Origin of the sequence: Desulfitobacterium sp. LBE, assembly GCF_007830365.1 — a bacterium.
GTDB lineage: Bacteria > Bacillota > Desulfitobacteriia > Desulfitobacteriales > Desulfitobacteriaceae > Desulfitobacterium > Desulfitobacterium hafniense.
In genome coordinates, this window is the sequence record NZ_VLKD01000001.1 from 2,081,361 (window position 1) to 2,097,055 (window position 15,695).

Here is a 15,695-nt window from a genome sequence, read left to right on the forward strand (position 1 = left end):
CCTCCTAGTATTCGAAAGGATTAACAAGATTTATTTCTGTGATAATATCTTTGAGCCGTTCTGCCCAGGCTTCCGCTTGGGAAGAAAAGCCGATTAAGCGCGGCTCCTCACCTGATCCTTCAATCCGGATTGCTAATGAATCATCGGGCAGGATATCCTCCGCAATTCCCGGCCATTCAATCAAGCAGATAGCATCCTCTTGAAAAGCATCTTCTACCCCGATTATCTCTACCTCTTCCGGATAACGCAAACGATATAAATCCATATGGATCAGCCGCACGGGACTATCCTGAGCCATCCCTGAATACTCAATCTGGAAGGTAAAGGTTGGGCTGGTCATGGGTTCCTGTACCGCCAGGGCTTCCCCAATTCCTTTTGCTAAGGCAGTTTTTCCCGCCCCCAGATCGCCGGCAAGACACACCACATCTCCACCACGAAGCACTTTTCCTAAATTGTAGCCCAGGGCATGAGTATAATCTGCACTTAAGCTTTGAACTTCCAGCTCCATCCTGACTTCCTTCCTTTAATCATTCGCTCTGAATTCTAACTATAATGTCTATTTACGTATCCTTAATTCCCAAAGTTTCCGGCCTTTTCTCAATCATTCGGAAAGCTAATCCGTGATCACCTTACCGTTGATAATCACCGTTTCCGGGCGTGACTTTAAGACAAAAGGATGTTCACTCCAAATCACGATATCCGCATCTTTACCCACTTCCAAAGACCCTAAGCGATGATCCACACCCAAAATTTCCGCCGGGTTAATTGTAATGGCCTTTAAAGCCTCTTCTTCATCCATTCCGGCCCGTGCCACCAGCGCTGCACAAAGGGACAGCTGTTCAATCGGAGTCACCGGATGGTCTGTAATAATAGCCACCTTAACACCTGCTTGTGTCAGGACATGGGGGGTCTCAAAAGACTTATCTTTCAATTCCACCTTAGCCCGGTTGACCAGTGAAGGACCCACAACGGCAGGATATCCATACTCGGCGATTTCCTCAGCAATCTTATGTCCTTCGGTACAATGTTCAATAACCAGATCCACATTGAATTCTTTAGCAATGCGGATAGCCGTCATAATATCATCGGCCCGGTGAGCATGGGCCCGCAGAGGAATCTCACGTTTAATCACCCGGATTAAACTTTCCATCCCCAGATCCCGCTCAGGTACCTTTTCCGGGTCCTCGATGCCTTGTTCTAACTTTTCCAGATAAGTCTCAGCATCCACCAGCGCTTGACGAAGCAGGGCGGCAGTAGCCATACGGGTCATAGGCATTTTCTTTTGTTCCCCACCATAGACCATTTTGGGATTCTCTCCAAAGGCCACCTTCAGCCCTGCCGGCTCCCGTACAATCATCTTATCCACGACTTTGCCGACTGTTTTCAACACGACACCTGTCCCACCAATAACGTTGCCGCTGCCCGGTGTGGAGAACACAACCGTAACTCCTCCTAAACGAGCATCCCGTAAACCTTCATCCTCCGGATTGATGCCATCGATAGCACGAAGCTCAGGGGTAACCGGATCGGTCATTTCGTTGAGATCATCCCCTTCGTTTTGGTAGATCTCCTCTCCCAGCCCCACATGACAATGGGCGTCAATAAAGCCGGGTAAAATCAACTTCCCATGGGCTTCAATAATCTCCGCTCCCTCAGGAGCAACCAGATTCTCCCCAAGAGCTTTTATCTGTGTGCCTTCCACCAGGATGCTGCCAATGAATTCCTGACCCTTCATGGTCTTGATCAGACCATCACGGATAAAAAGGCTAGTCTTTGCTTTCATGATTACCTCCGTTATAAACAGTATTGCTTTTAGCTTGTTCTTATAGACAGGGCTATATGGATACCATGGCGTCCGCTGCAATCTCCTTCATGGAGAGACTGACTCGCTCACGGGCGGTATCGATGCCTAGAACACGGACTTTAACGATGTCTCCCACGGAAAGCACTTCCATAGGATGCTTAATAAACTTCTCGCTGATTTGAGATATATGCACCAAACCGTCGTGTTTGACCCCTATATCAATAAAAGCTCCAAAATCAACAATATTTCTCACAGTTCCTTCCAGAATCATTCCCGTTTTTAAATCCTCCAGATGGGTAACATCCTGACGCAATTTCGGCCTGGGCAGATCCTCCCGGGGATCCCGGCCAGGGCGTTGCAGAGCGGCAAGAATATCTTTGACTGTAGGAACTCCGGCACTGAACTCCCGAGCACATTCCTCAGGATTTAACCGGGCAATCCCCAGCCGTACTTCATTAGGACGTTCTTTTAGATCCATGATAGTGAATCCTGCCTTATGCAGGATATTTTGAGCCAGCTCATAGGATTCCGGATGAACCGGTGTATTTTCCAGAGGGTTGGCCCCTTCAGGAATACGAATAAAGCCGGCGCACTGCACAAAGGTCTGCTCCCCAAGACGGGGAACCTTTTTCAGCTGCTCCCGTTTTTGGAACTTCCCATTACTTTCCCGAAAAGCCACAATATTTTTGGCAATGGTCGGTTTAAGCCCGGCCACATATTGAAGGAGGGAAGGCGAGGCCGTATTCAAATCCACACCTACAGCATTAACGGCGGATTCAACGACACCATGCAAGGATTCCTCCAAGCGCTTAGGCTGAACATCATGCTGATATTGCCCGACACCCACGGCTTTGGGTTCGATCTTAACCAGCTCAGCTAAAGGATCCTGCAAACGCCGGGCAATGGAGACAGCACTGCGCAAAGAAAGATCAAAATCCGGAAACTCTTCTCCAGCCAGTTTAGAAGCAGAGTATACGGAGGCTCCGGCTTCACTGACGATGATATATTCCGAAGCCAGGTCACTTTCCCGAATCATCTCAGCAGTGACTTCCTCAGTCTCACGAGATGCTGTGCCATTGCCAATGGCGATAACCTCCACTTGATATTTAGCAATAGTATCTCTAAGTACCTTCTTCGCTTCTTCCCGCTTGTTTTGAGGGGGATGAGGGTAAATAACACCGACATGAAACAGTTTTCCGGTATCATCCACTACAGCAAATTTACACCCTGTCCGAAAGCCCGGGTCCAATCCCAGTACAACTTTCCCCCGTACCGGAGGTTGGAGCAGAAGCTGTTTCAAATTCTCAGCAAAAACCTTGATGGCTTGCTCCTCCGCCTTCTCAGTCAGAGCTCCCCGGATTTCCCTCTCAATAGAAGGGGCTATTAAACGTTTATAAGAATCATCTGCAGCATTACGAACAATCTCCGCTGCGGGTCCATGCTTCACATAAGCCTGCTCGAGCAGAGCAAGCATACGCTCTGTAGGAACATCCACTTTAACGCTGAGAACCTCTTCCTTCTCACCGCGATTGAGAGCCAGGATACGGTGAGGGGGCAGCTTTTTCACAGGTTCCCGGTAATCATAGTACATCTCATAAGGAGAGCGTTCCTCAGCCTTTTTGGCCGAAGCTGCAATATCGCCAAAACGAAAGGTTGCTTCCCGGATTCTCTTGCGCATGGCGGCATCATCAGAAATCATTTCCGCAAGAATATCCGAAGCCCCAGAGATTGCTTCTTCTGAGGTTTCGACACCCAGTTCAGGGTTAATATACTTTTGAGCTTCCTCTAAAGGCTGGGCCTTGGGATATTGCTCCAATATCCATAGAGCTAAGGGTTCAAGTCCCTTCTCCTTAGCTATAGTAGCCCGTGTACGCCTTTTCTGTTTGTAGGGCCGATAGAGGTCTTCCACCTCTTGGAGAATTGAAGCGTTCTGAATCTGCTCTGCTAACTCATCTGTGAGTTTGCCTTGCTCTTCAATCAACCGCAGGACTTCACTTTTCCGTTGCTTTAAGTTCCTTAGATATTCCAAACGCTCTACGATACTGCGCAGGGCGTTCTCATCCAACTCTCCGGTGGCTTCCTTACGATAACGTGCAATAAAAGGAATGGTATTCCCCGCATCCAAGAGTTGAATGGCTTCTTTGACCTGATGGGCACGCAAGCTAAGTTCTTGCGCGATACTTTCCGCAAATTCCAAAGGATAATCCCTCCTGATAGTTCTCAATTTTTTATTATACCATTCTTTTCCCAAAAAGTTAAAGAAAGATAGGGAAAGTGAAAAGCAAGCCCACTAGAGACCTGCTTAAAACTATCCTGAGAGGAAGTGATTTCTTTTATAAACAATATCCTGCTGAGATGATGTATCTCAATCAAACAGGGGAACTCTCATCTCCTCCTTTTCCAGACAGAACCCATTGGCATCTAAGTGATCTATAGTGATAATCAGCTCTTCTTCCACCTGTTCAAAATCAATAACTTCTTGGTTGAGCTTTTGATATGCCGGATAAAGTGTTTCCGCTTCACCAGTGGCCGGTGTAACCTTTACCAGCTCTCCACCCTTGGCAATCGTCCCATAGGCCAAGCCGATAATGGTAATAAACTCTTGATCATTAAGCCATAAGATCTTCTTTTTCGGAGTATATTTTCCTTCAGGTGCAAAAGAATTCCACATTTTTATCCGGTTCTCCTGATTGATCTGCAGCCGAGTCCAACGATTGCTTACATTATCTTTGATATAAATATCTCCAATGGTTTCCCATTCATCCGGGTAGATATAAGCTGTAAATTGCTTATTGGGCGAACTGCCATGAACCACATAATTTCCTTGGAGAATAAAGGCCGGGACATAGGGATTGGTAGTCACACGAAAAAGCTGCCCTGATTGCTCGGTAGTTACCGGTTGCGGAGTCTCTTCCTTCACTGCTCCCCGATCAGTTTCACTTGGGTTAGCTGCAGCGGTCTTTACTTTCTTAACATAAGCAGCATAATTGGCTCTTTGCTGTTGGATTCTTTGCTGCGGCGTTTGTTCGGGATCGGTGACCAGCATTGCCGAGTAAGTCGGTTCCTCCACACCGGGCTCCCTAAAAGAAGCACTTAAAGGAAAGATATCAAAATTCAAGAACAAGATACAGAATACCACCCCCAGGAAAAAAAGGGTGCCGCGAATAATTCTTCGTTTCTTGATAACGCTCCCTCCTTAATCTGTTTCTAATCGAATTACACCATACCATTATTTACCATATTCTTAGAATTGATTCTCTGTTGCTGTTTCTCAATCCTTCTTTTAGCAAGGATATGCCAAATTGCTTTAGGAATCGTGCCGATAAAAAGGAAATCATCAAAAAGCGAACCGGCCTGAACCAGTTCGCTTTAATTCCACTATACATTTTAAGAAACTCAACATTGAGCCTGCTTTACTTAACGAGCAGCATTTCCTATGCTGCGCTCTACAACTACTTTCTTCGCGATCTCAACAATATCGGACAAAACGGCTCCCCCTGTGGCCAATCCACCAGCGCCAGGCCCCTTCCAAAAAAGATCACCCACCAACTGCGTTTCCAGTGATAAGCCATTATCCACACCGGAGACGTGACTGAGAATTGCTTCCCCCGATAACCACTGCACACCCACTTTAGCCATAATTCCTTCCCGTTTTTTTTCCGGCTCTGACGAAGAGTGCTCAATGATGGCTGCCTCGGCAACTAATTTAGGCACCCGCCCCTGTTCTTTTTGCTCCGCGACCTCTTCCGGCGTCAGCCTTTGGATTCCATTAATCTCCACCTCTTCAAGAGGAATATTCAGCTCAAAGCATTCCCGGCAGAGAATAACAAGTTTACACGCCGCGTCCAAACCGGTTACATCCATAGTCGGATCACTTTCCGCATAACCAGCCTCTTGCGCTTCGCGCAATGCCTCCTCATAGCCTTTTCCAGACTCCGCCATTTGAGTCAGAATATAATTAGTGGTCCCATTTAAAATGCCACAAATTTTCTTCACCTGGTCTCCGGCCAGCCCATATTGAATGGTTCTAAGGATCGGAATCCCTCCTAAGACGCTCCCTTCATAAAGCAGGCAGATTCCTTTACGCTGGGCTATTTCTTGCAACTCCGCGCCATGAAGAGCCAGTAAGAGCTTATTGGCTGTCACTACATGCTTTCCTTTAGCCAGCGCCTCTTTGATAAAGGAATAAGTGGGATGCTCACCACCCATAACTTCCACTACTACCTCAATCTCCGGGTCATCGAGAATATCCTGGGGTTTCTGGGTTAGAACAACACCCTCAATCGCCCGCTCTTTACTTATATCTTGAACAAGGGCCTTGCTTACAACCAATGTGGCCCCCAGTTTGCGAAGAATCTTGTTTGAATGGAGCAGTATTCCTTTTATCACCCCTTGGCCCACATTCCCACACCCTAATAGACCAATATTCACTGTATTTTCCTTCATCTCTTTGTTCCTCCCCTTCATCGGTCCTTGACGTTGCCTGCAATATTATGGCAAGAGCATATAAAAAGCCCTTCCCTATTCCAGGAAGAGCTTATGTGTCATATTTTGCTCATCTTCCAGGAATAATCCTGCTGGAATTAGCACCACTGCCATATAGGCCGGTTGCCGGGTTTCATCGGGCCAGTCCCTCCACCACTCTGGATGAGAAGTATTCAATTTTTCATTATTATATGACAGTAAACAAAGTAATGTCAATAGAGCAGATTGATATATTACAGAATAATGTAATCCCTTCACTATAGAACTCTGAAGCAGTGCTACAGAATTTGTATTCCTTCGTTTAGACTGCCGCTTCGAAAACCCTCTAAATCCAGAGTAACATAGGTAAACCCTAATTCCTTGAGGGGCTTGACAATAGTATCGTGGTCCAATTCCATAAGTTTTAAAAAATCCTTTTTAGGAATTTCCAATCGGGCCATATCCTGATGATAACGCACTCTTAAATTTGCAAATCCCAGTTCTTTAAGTAAAGCTTCCGCTTGCTCTACGCGCCGAAGCTTTTCGATCGTGATCTCCTCTCCGTAGGGAAAGCGAGAAGATAGACAAGGGCTGGAGGGCTTATCCCAAGTTGAAAGTCCCATCTTCTTGGACAATTGACGAATCTCTTCTTTGTTTAAGCCCGCTTCCTGCAGCGGACTCCTGATCCCCAAAGCTCTGGCTGCCTGCATGCCGGGGCGGTAATCCTTAAGATCGTCGGCATTGCTCCCGTCAAGAACCCAATTGATCTTCTTCTCTTGGGCAATGCCTAACAGCTTTGTAAACAGCTCATTTTTACAATGAAAACAACGATTCTGGGCGTTCTTTACAAACTCCTCTTTGCCCATTTCTTCAGTTTCGATGACCAAAAACTTTGCCCCAAACTCTTTGGCCTGCTGCAAAGCATTGTTATAATCGGCTGAAGGCATAGTTTCCGAAGCACCGATGACAGCAAGACAGTGATCCCCCAAGGTTTCATGAGCTACTTTTAAGAGAAAGGTGCTGTCCACCCCACCCGAAAAAGCCACCACAACCGCTTCCATTTCTTTGATAATTTGCTTTAAGTGATTCAGCTTTGCCTGCATGATTTACCTCCAGATTACTCAAGCTTAATTAACTTTCACGCTTCAATCGATTATGCTTTAGAATTATCGCTAAAATAGTAGTTTCTCAGTTTCTCCATTTTTCGAGAATATTCCTCTTGAGTCAAGATTCCTTGCCTGACTAATTCCGAAAGCACTTTCGTATAGCGTTCTAATTCTTTCATCTTTTTACTTGAAACCTTCTTTTGATTGTAAAACTGTATGACTTCTTCTAACTCATGATTATCCAGCACACCGATAGCTTGCAACTTAACCAAGCTTAACTCGCCTTCCTCATTAACCGCAACGTTATTGGCGTTTTTGATCAATGGCTGTATAGCCAGCCTTACGGCAAGAAATATAATAATGAAAAGTAATATCGAATATACAAGGATTCCCTCTATTGTCATAGCTCCCCTCCGCGAGTTAAATTAATCAGTTACTCACCAATCTTGTTCCCAGTGTAAACAGTTCAAGGCTGGATTCCTGCTTAGCTCCGCTTAACTAAGGTATTCTCAAAAAGCATAGAATTTTCCTCTTTTCAGAATGAAGTATATTTAGGACATAAAAAATTCACTTGCAAAGCCCATAGGAATAATATAATATTATAAACATCTTAGCAGGCTTAAAGCGAATTAAATATGGACTTATGTCAAAGCTCTTATCAAGAGAGGCGGAGGGACTGGCCCCATGAAGCCCGGCAACCTACATATGTGAGGTGCTAAATCCAGAGAACCATCAGGTTCGAAGATAAGAGGACGTGGAAACAGTTCACGACCTCTTTGGAGGTCGTTTTTGTTAGTTCGAATCTTCTTTGAGGCTCAACAACATGAATAACCTTTGCCAATGTGTTCATACGAGGAGGAATGAAAATGAATATTTTAACCGAACTGGCTCAGATCGGCAATCGCCGGGATCCTTACGGAGCGATCAGCTTTCCTGTTTACCATTCGTCTACCTTTGCTCACCCCGGCTTTGGCCAAAGCACAGGCTTTGATTACTCACGAACCGGTAATCCCACCCGCCAAGCATTAGAAGATGCTATGGCAAGCCTGGAAGAGGGTACCAAAGGGTTTGCTTTTTCCTCAGGCATGGGTGCCATCACTACCATCCTCTCCTTATTCTCCCAGGGCGAGCATCTTCTCGTCACCGAAGATCTCTATGGAGGAACCTACCGCATCCTTGAAGAGGTCTTCAGCCGCTTTGGCCTCCAAGTCACTTTTGTTGATTCCAGTGATCTCGACACCATCGCAAAAGAGATCCGCCCCCACACAAAAGCCATCTTCACCGAAACACCGACCAACCCTCTAATGAAGATTGCCGACCTAAAGGGGATCGCTTCCTTGTGCCAGAAGCACGGTCTCTTAAATATAGTGGACAATACTTTTCTTACACCCTATTTGCAAAAACCACTGAACTTGGGAGCAGACATTGTTATTCATAGTGGCACCAAATATCTTGGCGGCCATAATGATGTCGTGGCGGGCCTCGTCGTGGTTCAAGGAGAAGAGCTTGCAGCTCGCTTTGGACGTTTGCAGAACTCTCTCGGCGCTACATTGGGCCCCCAAGATTCCTGGCTAATTATCCGGGGGTTGAAAACCTTGGCCCTGCGCATGAGAGCACAAGAAGAAAATGCCCTCCAGATTGCACAATGGCTGGAGACGCATCCCCTTGTCACCGCGGTCTATTATCCCGGACTTAAGCATCATCCCGGCTATGCAACTCAGCTTGAACAAGCCCGAGGCTTTGGTGCTATGTTATCTTTCCGGGTAAAAAGTCCCAGCTTAATCCCCGAGATATTAAAATCCCTCAAAATTATCTCCTATGCGGAAAGCCTTGGTGGTGTAGAATCTCTAATCACTTATCCCGCTACCCAAACCCATGCCGATATCCCTCACGAAGTAAGGACAAGGCTTGGGGTGGACGATTGTCTTCTCCGGTTATCCCTGGGTATTGAAGCCGCCGAAGATCTCATTGACGATTTAGAACAAGCTTTAAAATAGATGCTTTAGGCATCCTCGCCAACGGATTTCTTATAAAACCCCTTCAGATTCTTTACCGTTTCATCAATGGTCTCATGTTTAACCGAGGTCGCATCAAATTTCACCCAAGCAAAGACCATCTGTACGCAGATCCCTATTCCAAATGCGGAAATAACTGTACCAATTCCTACGGGTCCGCCCAAAATCCAGCCTATCAAGCACACCGTTACTTCAATAATCCCACGGCAAAGCCCTATAGATAATTTAGTCTTTCTCTCTAAAGCCACCATCAGACTATCCCTTGGGCCTGCTCCAAAACCAGAGGCAATGTAGAGATAGGAACTAAAGGCGCAAAGGAATAAGCCAAGAATGAGCATAACCATCCCTGGAATAAAACTCTGCATCTCAGGGATTAGCTTTAAGGGCAATAATAAGTCGATATAAATTCCAATGGCAAATATATTAAAGATAGTGCCAAAACCCAGCTTCTCTCCAAGCAATACAACGATGATAGAGATCACCAAACTGGCCACTATAGAAACATTGCCAATCGTCATGCCCACAGTATCAGCAGTCCCCCGATGGAACACATCCCAGGGAGCATAGCCTAAATTGGCTTTCATGGTCATCACAATTCCCACGGATAATAAAAAAGTGCCTAAAAATAAATACACAAGCCTTTTCCATAAACTCATATCCGCACTTCTCCTCAATATCTCCTGATCGATTATCTAATAAGTGTAACATTTTATTGAGCACATTTCCAAACCTTTATTTTATTTCTAAGAATATCTTACTCATAAAAACGGTATTAGGGCTGGGAGACAACCAAAAGAAAGCTAATGCTTGTAATGATAAAAAACGCTATGCCCGTTAGATAAAACCAGAATTTCACCCCGTAAATTTCAGCCACTGGTCCCGCGATTAAAAGTCCCAGCGGCATCGTTGCCGACATGAGGCTGCTCATGATAGAAAAAGCACGCCCTTGTACCTCACGAGGGATTTTCTCCTGCATATAGGCTATGTAGGGGATATTATAGAGGTTTCCGCTTGCTCCCATAAACGTGCATAATGCTGCAAAGAGCCAGAAAGCGCTCTCATTCTGAGGAAGTAAACCGCAGAAAAAAGCAGTAAGCCCTAGTCCCAGAAGTCCAATATGCACCACGAACAACTTCTTTTTGATCCGGCCATAGGCTCCGATCAGCAAAGCACACAACATCATTCCCCCCGAATAGCCAAATTGGACTATACTGGCATGCCAAGCGCTTGCTTTAAAATAGTCACTGGCCATCAGGGCAAAGAACGAAGAAAGCGGCATATAAAAAATCATAGAAAGTGCAGCTGCTAAGGTAACGATACACAGTTTTTTATCTCTCTGAAAAACAGCCACTCCCTCGTGCATTTCTTTTCGAAAATTTGGGGCAAGCTGTTTTTCTTTTTTTAACTCAGGGATTTTGACCGCTGCCACAGCGATGCTTGCCAGCAATGCTCCTACTAAATCCGATAATAGTACGATAGGGAGTGGAAAAATTGCATACAATGCCGCCCCCAAAACCGGCCCCAGCATCAAAGCACCCGTCTGAGCAAATTGACTCCACCCATTCACCCGAACAAGCTCTTTTTCCGGAACCAGCAACGGTATCACCGATTGAATCGCCGGAGTATGAAAAACACTGCCAATGGCTCGAATTCCGAGGACAGCACACGCCGACCAAAAGGGCGGATTCACAACGATAAGGATCAGTGCATAAACAGCGGCTACCATCCCTATAAAAAGATCGGCACAGATAATTACGGTTTTTCGTTTTAAGCGATCTACCCAGACCCCAGCAAAAGGTCCAAGCAATAATTGCGGCAAAAAAGCAAACAACCCTGCCATAGCCAACATAAGTGGTGAAGAGGTATTGCTGGCAATCCACCAAATTAACGTAAACTGTACCGCTGAACTTCCAACTATAGAAATTGTTTGACCGATAGTTATCGTAAAAAAGTTTCTCTTCCATGGCTGTTTTCCATTGCTTGAATCAATACTCATCCTCGCATCTCCTCTTTTAAAATATACCGACGTTTGGTATGTATGTTTTCAAAATATTAGCTATTCTCTACAAGCCATTTGTAAAGAATAGCTACTTCTATTTTTGGGAAAGCGAATGGAGTTCGCCAATGGATTGAAGAACCTCTTCTGTAACTATAGGGACCCCTATTTCTTCAAATACATTTCTTGCAAAGGAAATGATATCCTTTAACTCATTGGGAGTCCAGGAATACATCCACGGGTTAAACCAAACGTTAAAAAACAAGAGAATCATCTGGGCAAGCTGACGGGGTTGAGCTGTATGAATAGAACCGTCTCTAATACCTTCCTCAATAACACCTGTAAGCAGGTCGGCTGCGGAGCCCATAGTATCACGCATATGAAGAGCCAATAACTGAGGATTTCTAAGAAACGGCGGTACGGTCTGATCGAGAGCCTCGTGTTGGGCCGATTGGATAGAAAACACAAGCATCTTGCAAAGTTTATCCAACCCGGATAGACTGCGCTCGTGAGCAATTGTTTTTATATCGGCTATCCCCTGCTCAGCTAATCTTTTATTCACCGCATCCATGATTTCTTCTTTTGACTTGAAGTGATGATAAATAGCGCCCTTGCTCAAATCTCCCAATCCATCGATGATATCCTGGATCGTCGTATGCTCATATCCTTTGGACATGAACAATTTCATAGCTGTATCGAGAATGCGGTTTATCGTTACTTCAGGATACTTATTCCGCGCCATAGTGATACCCCATTTTTTATTACATACTTTCGGTATGTATCATAGCAGGTTGCTACGTAGATGTCAAGGCAGCTAAGAGTTTATCTGCCTGTCTATGACTGCTCCCACTGCTGCTCCGATGGTGTAGGCCACTAAATCCCTCCACAAAAAGCCATACCCCAGCACCAAACCTCCCAGCCGGATTTGCCTTATAGCATCAATCCAGGGAGCATGATAAAGCTGACTGATTTCAATTCCAAAGGCGAAAAGCAACGCTACTGCAGCAAGCCAGCCGGTTCCTTTCGACCTGAAAATAAAGCAAAATATAAAGAAAACCATAAGTGCCCATAAGGCATCTCCCAAGTAGAGATTGATTGCTCCGGGCAAATCCCCTGAAAACTGCCGGCTGCTTAAGCCAAGCATTATTGTCACTCCAACCAAGATAAGGTAAGTCCATCGATTTCTTTTTATTGCCATAATCATTTCCTCTTTTGACAACAACCAATAAATTTCAATAGCTCCTCCACAGCTTGATTATACTTAATTTTCTCAACCTAGTTTAAGCATCATTAAAACATAAGCTACAGAGTTATCCTATTAAAAGTAATTTTAACAAGCTGAGTACGGAAAGCGTAGCGAGGATGATTCCTCCGCTTCTTTCCATCAGCTTTATCTTCTCATCGGGCATGGGGAGTCTTTCCCTTACCCAGCCAATATATCTCCTGCTATAGGTAAGTGTATATAGTACTATTCCCGCAAGCAGCCCAAAAATCCATAAAGATATATTAAACCACTCGGGCATCGCTTTCCTCCTTAGGCTAAATTAAGACTGAGGATTATAATTTGATCTGTTTATTCTGGCCATCAGATATTCATCTTCATATTTTCCATTTCTTATTGCCGCCAAGCGCTTTACTCCTTCTTTTTCAAAGCCAAACCTTTCATACAAATGTATAGCTCTGGCATTGTCTGCGAATACAGTCAACTCAATCCTAACCAACATTAGCCAGTTGTCCGCAACATCTACAAGCCTTCCTAACAAGGCACTGCCAACACCCTGATTCTGGTAGTCTTTATGAATCATTATGCCAATGCCCCCACTATGCCGCATGCGCTGATTAGGATATACCGTTAAGCCTGCATGTCCGATGATCACTTCCTGACCATCCTGAGATCTGGCTACCGCCACAAATTGATGCTGGTTGGCATCTAAATTGGCGATAAAATCCTCATTCCGCTTTAACTGCTCGGACGGGATACCTAAAATATTTTCAAAAACCCCAGGCATGCGCCTTAATACATTTATCCCTTTACCATCACCAATTTCTATCGGTCGAATATAAAACTCCATTCTTATTCCCTCCTGGCAAAAGTTATTGCTGCATTCCTACCCTATGCGGCTTCAACATCCTATTGTTCTTCCATTCCATCATTCTTCTGATTCTGAATCCCTTTCTCTCTTTAGCCCGATCGTTCTAATGAGGCTCAGTAGATTAACCAACCCCTGTGAACCAAGAAAAATGCCTATTCCAATAAGCAATTCGGTTATTGGTCCTCCTAAAAAAAGTATCAGCAACCCGGTGGGTTCTGACAATCCATAGCTGGAAGTATGCAGGCCGACTAATTTATTCACCAATTCCGGCAGTGAGTTTCCAATAAAATAAAGTCCCAATACTGAAAAGCCTATTCTCTGTAGCTCACTAGCCCCTAATCCGACAGTCTCATTTCGATTCTTTTCCTTAACCAAAATTTTAGCTAATTTATCAGAAAAGCACCACAGGAAAATACCAAATAGGATCGTAGTTAACGAATAAAAAGTATTTATTATACTATAATTATCTATCATATTTACCGCCGCAGGTACATTAAGTGAAAGCACTCTGAACCCTTGAATAATGAAAAAAATCCCAATAAGCTTACACCCTATACTAGCAATCTCACGCTGGTTCATTCTTTTCCCTCCCTTAAACAACCTATCACCTTTACATCAGCATTCAAGGTATTGGCAAAGCTTCTCTATTCAAATTCCGGCTCATTATGGCGACTCATACAACGTCTTTAATGCACCCAATCCGGAAATAGCGACTTCCCATTGACCACTGGTCGTCACAAGCCAATCCGCAATTTTCCGCGCCGGATGATCCGCCGGCAGATCTTTGCGCACGACTGCGTAATAATTGATGGCGAGGGGGTACTCCTTGCATACAATCGTTTCCGGCGTCGGATCAATCCCGTTATAAGAAAGCGCCTTAATATCCCTTCTTCCGTTCACGCTTTCGGAAATCTGGATATAGTAATAGAGCGAATAACCCAACGAATAGGCACTTTCCTCTCCCTCACGGGCAAAATATCGGTAATCCTCCACCATTTCCAGTATTCCGTTCATATCCCGCTCCATGTAGTTATCCTCTATTGCTGGGTTTATCGTCCTGCCCATCAGTACCAGATTCTCCAACTGTGCTTGAGAGCCGGAATCAGCGTTGCGGCAGATAGGCACGATACGCCCTTTTAGGCCTCCGAGCTCCGACCAGTCGGTAACCGACATATCGGAGTAAATCTGTTGCACCTGGGAGGCGGTAATATTGTTTACGATATTATCCTTGTGCGTAACAAACACAAGAGCTTCCGCCCCGATGGGGATATATTCAAGCTCCGTTCCTGAACTCTCAGCCATCTGCCGGATCTCTTGCGAAGGGTCCGGTACGAGAATTAAATCGACGTCTCCTGCGATAAGCATCTCATAAGACCTCATTGTTTTGGAAGCTTTCTGCGGAAGGCCCGGCCATCCGTCTCCACCGCCATCCACGTGCAGAAACATCCTTTTATATATCCTCTGCACAAGCGGAAGCGTGGAGGTCGAACCGTCGATGCGCGGATAATTTTCCGCCGTGATACCGATGGCTGCAGCGTCCTCCGACGGTGTCGGCGTTACCGTTTGCACAACTGATTTTTGAGCCGCCGGCAACTGAGACGGCAACGGCCCTTCCGCATTCCCCGTTTTCGTACAGCCCTGTATAAGAAGAGGTATCATAGCAAGCACCAAGCCCGCTGCAATTCTCATTACAGTTTTTCTAAGTTTGATTATTCTTATCCTCATAGTTCCTCCATGACTGACTGCCATAACAATCAGTTAAAAATGAATTATTGCCGGGCAAATCCATTGCTCACGTGCTTTCCCAATTATATTTAATCAGGCCAAAATGATAAATTTCAATATCACATGCAAACCATTCATGATTTACCGTCATATTACAGACGAACTTTGCCTGATTGTAACCATATGTTTCATCTATAATATCAATGATAAACACACCAGCCTGTAGTTTCGTTGTGAAATCTCGAATATCCCACTCTTTTCGATAATTATCTCTGCCGGTACAGTAGATCCTGCAAAAATCAAAGTCCGCTTTTGGAAAAGAAACCATTGCCTTTCCGATTTGTTCTACCTGATTACCATCAATAGTTCGTATCCCATCTTCCATGACAAAGATTATCATGTCACTCTCTACTCTAATACTGCTCAACCTGGCATCATGTAAGCTGATTGGCAATATCATATTAGGTTTTACATATTCCTGCATCCCGGCTA

At 45.0% G+C, this 15,695-nt stretch carries 17 protein-coding genes and 2 riboswitches; of the genes, 1 reads left to right on the plus strand and 16 read right to left on the minus strand.

Annotated features, from left to right (window positions below; genetic code table 11):
- Positions 1-4: 4 nt before the first annotated feature.
- From tsaE to DESLBE_RS09910, 7 genes are all read right to left on the minus strand, one after another.
- Positions 5-508 (minus strand): tRNA (adenosine(37)-N6)-threonylcarbamoyltransferase complex ATPase subunit type 1 TsaE, encoded by a 504-nt coding sequence (tsaE, locus tag DESLBE_RS09880; RefSeq protein ID WP_005817350.1) that lies wholly within the window; start codon positions 506-508, stop codon positions 5-7.
- Between the two features lie 105 nt (positions 509-613).
- Complete coding sequence (locus DESLBE_RS09885; RefSeq protein WP_144676514.1) at positions 614-1,783, minus strand: amidohydrolase; 1,170 nt, start codon at positions 1,781-1,783, stop codon at positions 614-616.
- A 52-nt stretch (positions 1,784-1,835) separates the two neighbouring features.
- On the minus strand, positions 1,836-4,001 hold the full coding sequence (locus DESLBE_RS09890; RefSeq protein WP_015943401.1) for a Tex family protein: 2,166 nt from the start codon (positions 3,999-4,001) through the stop codon (positions 1,836-1,838).
- Positions 4,002-4,169: 168 nt separating this feature from the next.
- Positions 4,170-4,874, minus strand: coding sequence for a DUF4652 domain-containing protein (locus tag DESLBE_RS09895; protein ID WP_243131281.1), 705 nt, complete (start codon positions 4,872-4,874; stop codon positions 4,170-4,172).
- 347 nt (positions 4,875-5,221) lie between these two features.
- A complete protein-coding gene (locus DESLBE_RS09900) occupies positions 5,222-6,250 on the minus strand; it encodes a homoserine dehydrogenase (protein ID WP_144676518.1) in 1,029 nt (342 codons plus the stop codon).
- Between the two features lie 106 nt (positions 6,251-6,356).
- Positions 6,357-6,458: riboswitch (SAM riboswitch) on the minus strand.
- Between the two features lie 109 nt (positions 6,459-6,567).
- Positions 6,568-7,371, minus strand: coding sequence for an ATP-dependent sacrificial sulfur transferase LarE (gene larE, locus DESLBE_RS09905; protein ID WP_144676520.1), 804 nt, complete (start codon positions 7,369-7,371; stop codon positions 6,568-6,570).
- Between the two features lie 50 nt (positions 7,372-7,421).
- Positions 7,422-7,778 (minus strand): hypothetical protein, encoded by a 357-nt coding sequence (locus DESLBE_RS09910; RefSeq protein ID WP_005817362.1) that lies wholly within the window; start codon positions 7,776-7,778, stop codon positions 7,422-7,424.
- Positions 7,779-8,026: 248 nt separating this feature from the next.
- Positions 8,027-8,125: riboswitch (SAM riboswitch) on the plus strand.
- Positions 8,126-8,234: 109 nt separating this feature from the next.
- On the opposite strand from DESLBE_RS09910, the gene DESLBE_RS09915 reads away from it, so the two are divergent.
- Positions 8,235-9,371: an aminotransferase class I/II-fold pyridoxal phosphate-dependent enzyme gene (locus DESLBE_RS09915; RefSeq protein ID WP_172625411.1), complete on the plus strand. Its 1,137-nt coding sequence runs from the start codon at positions 8,235-8,237 to the stop codon at positions 9,369-9,371.
- Between the two features lie 5 nt (positions 9,372-9,376).
- Here DESLBE_RS09915 and DESLBE_RS09920 read toward each other — a convergent pair whose 3' ends face one another.
- The 9 genes from DESLBE_RS09920 to DESLBE_RS09960 all read right to left on the minus strand — a co-directional run bounded on the left by DESLBE_RS09920 (position 9,377) and on the right by DESLBE_RS09960 (position 15,687).
- Positions 9,377-10,045 (minus strand): membrane protein, encoded by a 669-nt coding sequence (locus tag DESLBE_RS09920; protein WP_005817367.1) that lies wholly within the window; start codon positions 10,043-10,045, stop codon positions 9,377-9,379.
- Between the two features lie 116 nt (positions 10,046-10,161).
- Positions 10,162-11,385 (minus strand): MFS transporter, encoded by a 1,224-nt coding sequence (locus DESLBE_RS09925; RefSeq protein WP_144676525.1) that lies wholly within the window; start codon positions 11,383-11,385, stop codon positions 10,162-10,164.
- Positions 11,386-11,482: 97 nt separating this feature from the next.
- Positions 11,483-12,127, minus strand: coding sequence for a TetR/AcrR family transcriptional regulator (locus tag DESLBE_RS09930; RefSeq protein ID WP_011461502.1), 645 nt, complete (start codon positions 12,125-12,127; stop codon positions 11,483-11,485).
- Between the two features lie 72 nt (positions 12,128-12,199).
- Positions 12,200-12,583 carry a DUF2809 domain-containing protein gene (locus DESLBE_RS09935; RefSeq protein ID WP_144676527.1) on the minus strand — a complete coding sequence of 128 codons (384 nt, stop codon included), beginning with the start codon at positions 12,581-12,583 and terminating at the stop codon, positions 12,200-12,202.
- Positions 12,584-12,695: 112 nt separating this feature from the next.
- Positions 12,696-12,908, minus strand: a complete 213-nt coding sequence (locus DESLBE_RS09940) for a hypothetical protein (protein ID WP_005817375.1) — start codon at positions 12,906-12,908, stop codon at positions 12,696-12,698.
- A 21-nt stretch (positions 12,909-12,929) separates the two neighbouring features.
- The gene (locus DESLBE_RS09945; protein ID WP_144676529.1) at positions 12,930-13,457 is read right to left on the minus strand and encodes a GNAT family N-acetyltransferase; all 528 of its coding nucleotides are present in this window, start codon (positions 13,455-13,457) and stop codon (positions 12,930-12,932) included.
- A 78-nt stretch (positions 13,458-13,535) separates the two neighbouring features.
- Positions 13,536-14,057: a hypothetical protein gene (locus DESLBE_RS09950; RefSeq protein ID WP_144676531.1), complete on the minus strand. Its 522-nt coding sequence runs from the start codon at positions 14,055-14,057 to the stop codon at positions 13,536-13,538.
- An 84-nt stretch (positions 14,058-14,141) separates the two neighbouring features.
- Positions 14,142-14,843 (minus strand): substrate-binding domain-containing protein, encoded by a 702-nt coding sequence (locus DESLBE_RS09955; protein ID WP_144676533.1) that lies wholly within the window; start codon positions 14,841-14,843, stop codon positions 14,142-14,144.
- 427 nt (positions 14,844-15,270) lie between these two features.
- Positions 15,271-15,687: a hypothetical protein gene (locus DESLBE_RS09960; RefSeq protein WP_242830607.1), complete on the minus strand. Its 417-nt coding sequence runs from the start codon at positions 15,685-15,687 to the stop codon at positions 15,271-15,273.
- Positions 15,688-15,695 lie beyond the last annotated feature (8 nt).

Coding starts and splice junctions, on each gene's coding strand:
- DESLBE_RS09910 (WP_005817362.1), bottom strand. CDS start 7,778: ATGACAATAGAGGGAATCCTTGTATATTCGATATTACTTTTCATTATT.
- DESLBE_RS09940 (WP_005817375.1), bottom strand. CDS start 12,908: ATGCCCGAGTGGTTTAATATATCTTTATGGATTTTTGGGCTGCTTGCG.
- DESLBE_RS09945 (WP_144676529.1), bottom strand. CDS start 13,457: ATGGAGTTTTATATTCGACCGATAGAAATTGGTGATGGTAAAGGGATA.
- DESLBE_RS09915 (WP_172625411.1), top strand. CDS start 8,235: ATGAAAATGAATATTTTAACCGAACTGGCTCAGATCGGCAATCGCCGG.
- DESLBE_RS09925 (WP_144676525.1), bottom strand. CDS start 11,385: ATGAGTATTGATTCAAGCAATGGAAAACAGCCATGGAAGAGAAACTTT.
- DESLBE_RS09935 (WP_144676527.1), bottom strand. CDS start 12,583: ATGGCAATAAAAAGAAATCGATGGACTTACCTTATCTTGGTTGGAGTG.
- DESLBE_RS09885 (WP_144676514.1), bottom strand. CDS start 1,783: ATGAAAGCAAAGACTAGCCTTTTTATCCGTGATGGTCTGATCAAGACC.
- DESLBE_RS09930 (WP_011461502.1), bottom strand. CDS start 12,127: ATGGCGCGGAATAAGTATCCTGAAGTAACGATAAACCGCATTCTCGAT.
- DESLBE_RS09960 (WP_242830607.1), bottom strand. CDS start 15,687: ATGCAGGAATATGTAAAACCTAATATGATATTGCCAATCAGCTTACAT.
- DESLBE_RS09900 (WP_144676518.1), bottom strand. CDS start 6,250: ATGAAGGAAAATACAGTGAATATTGGTCTATTAGGGTGTGGGAATGTG.
- DESLBE_RS09950 (WP_144676531.1), bottom strand. CDS start 14,057: ATGAACCAGCGTGAGATTGCTAGTATAGGGTGTAAGCTTATTGGGATT.
- larE (WP_144676520.1), bottom strand. CDS start 7,371: ATGCAGGCAAAGCTGAATCACTTAAAGCAAATTATCAAAGAAATGGAA.
- DESLBE_RS09920 (WP_005817367.1), bottom strand. CDS start 10,045: ATGAGTTTATGGAAAAGGCTTGTGTATTTATTTTTAGGCACTTTTTTA.
- tsaE (WP_005817350.1), bottom strand. CDS start 508: ATGGAGCTGGAAGTTCAAAGCTTAAGTGCAGATTATACTCATGCCCTG.
- DESLBE_RS09955 (WP_144676533.1), bottom strand. CDS start 14,843: ATGCTTATCGCAGGAGACGTCGATTTAATTCTCGTACCGGACCCTTCG.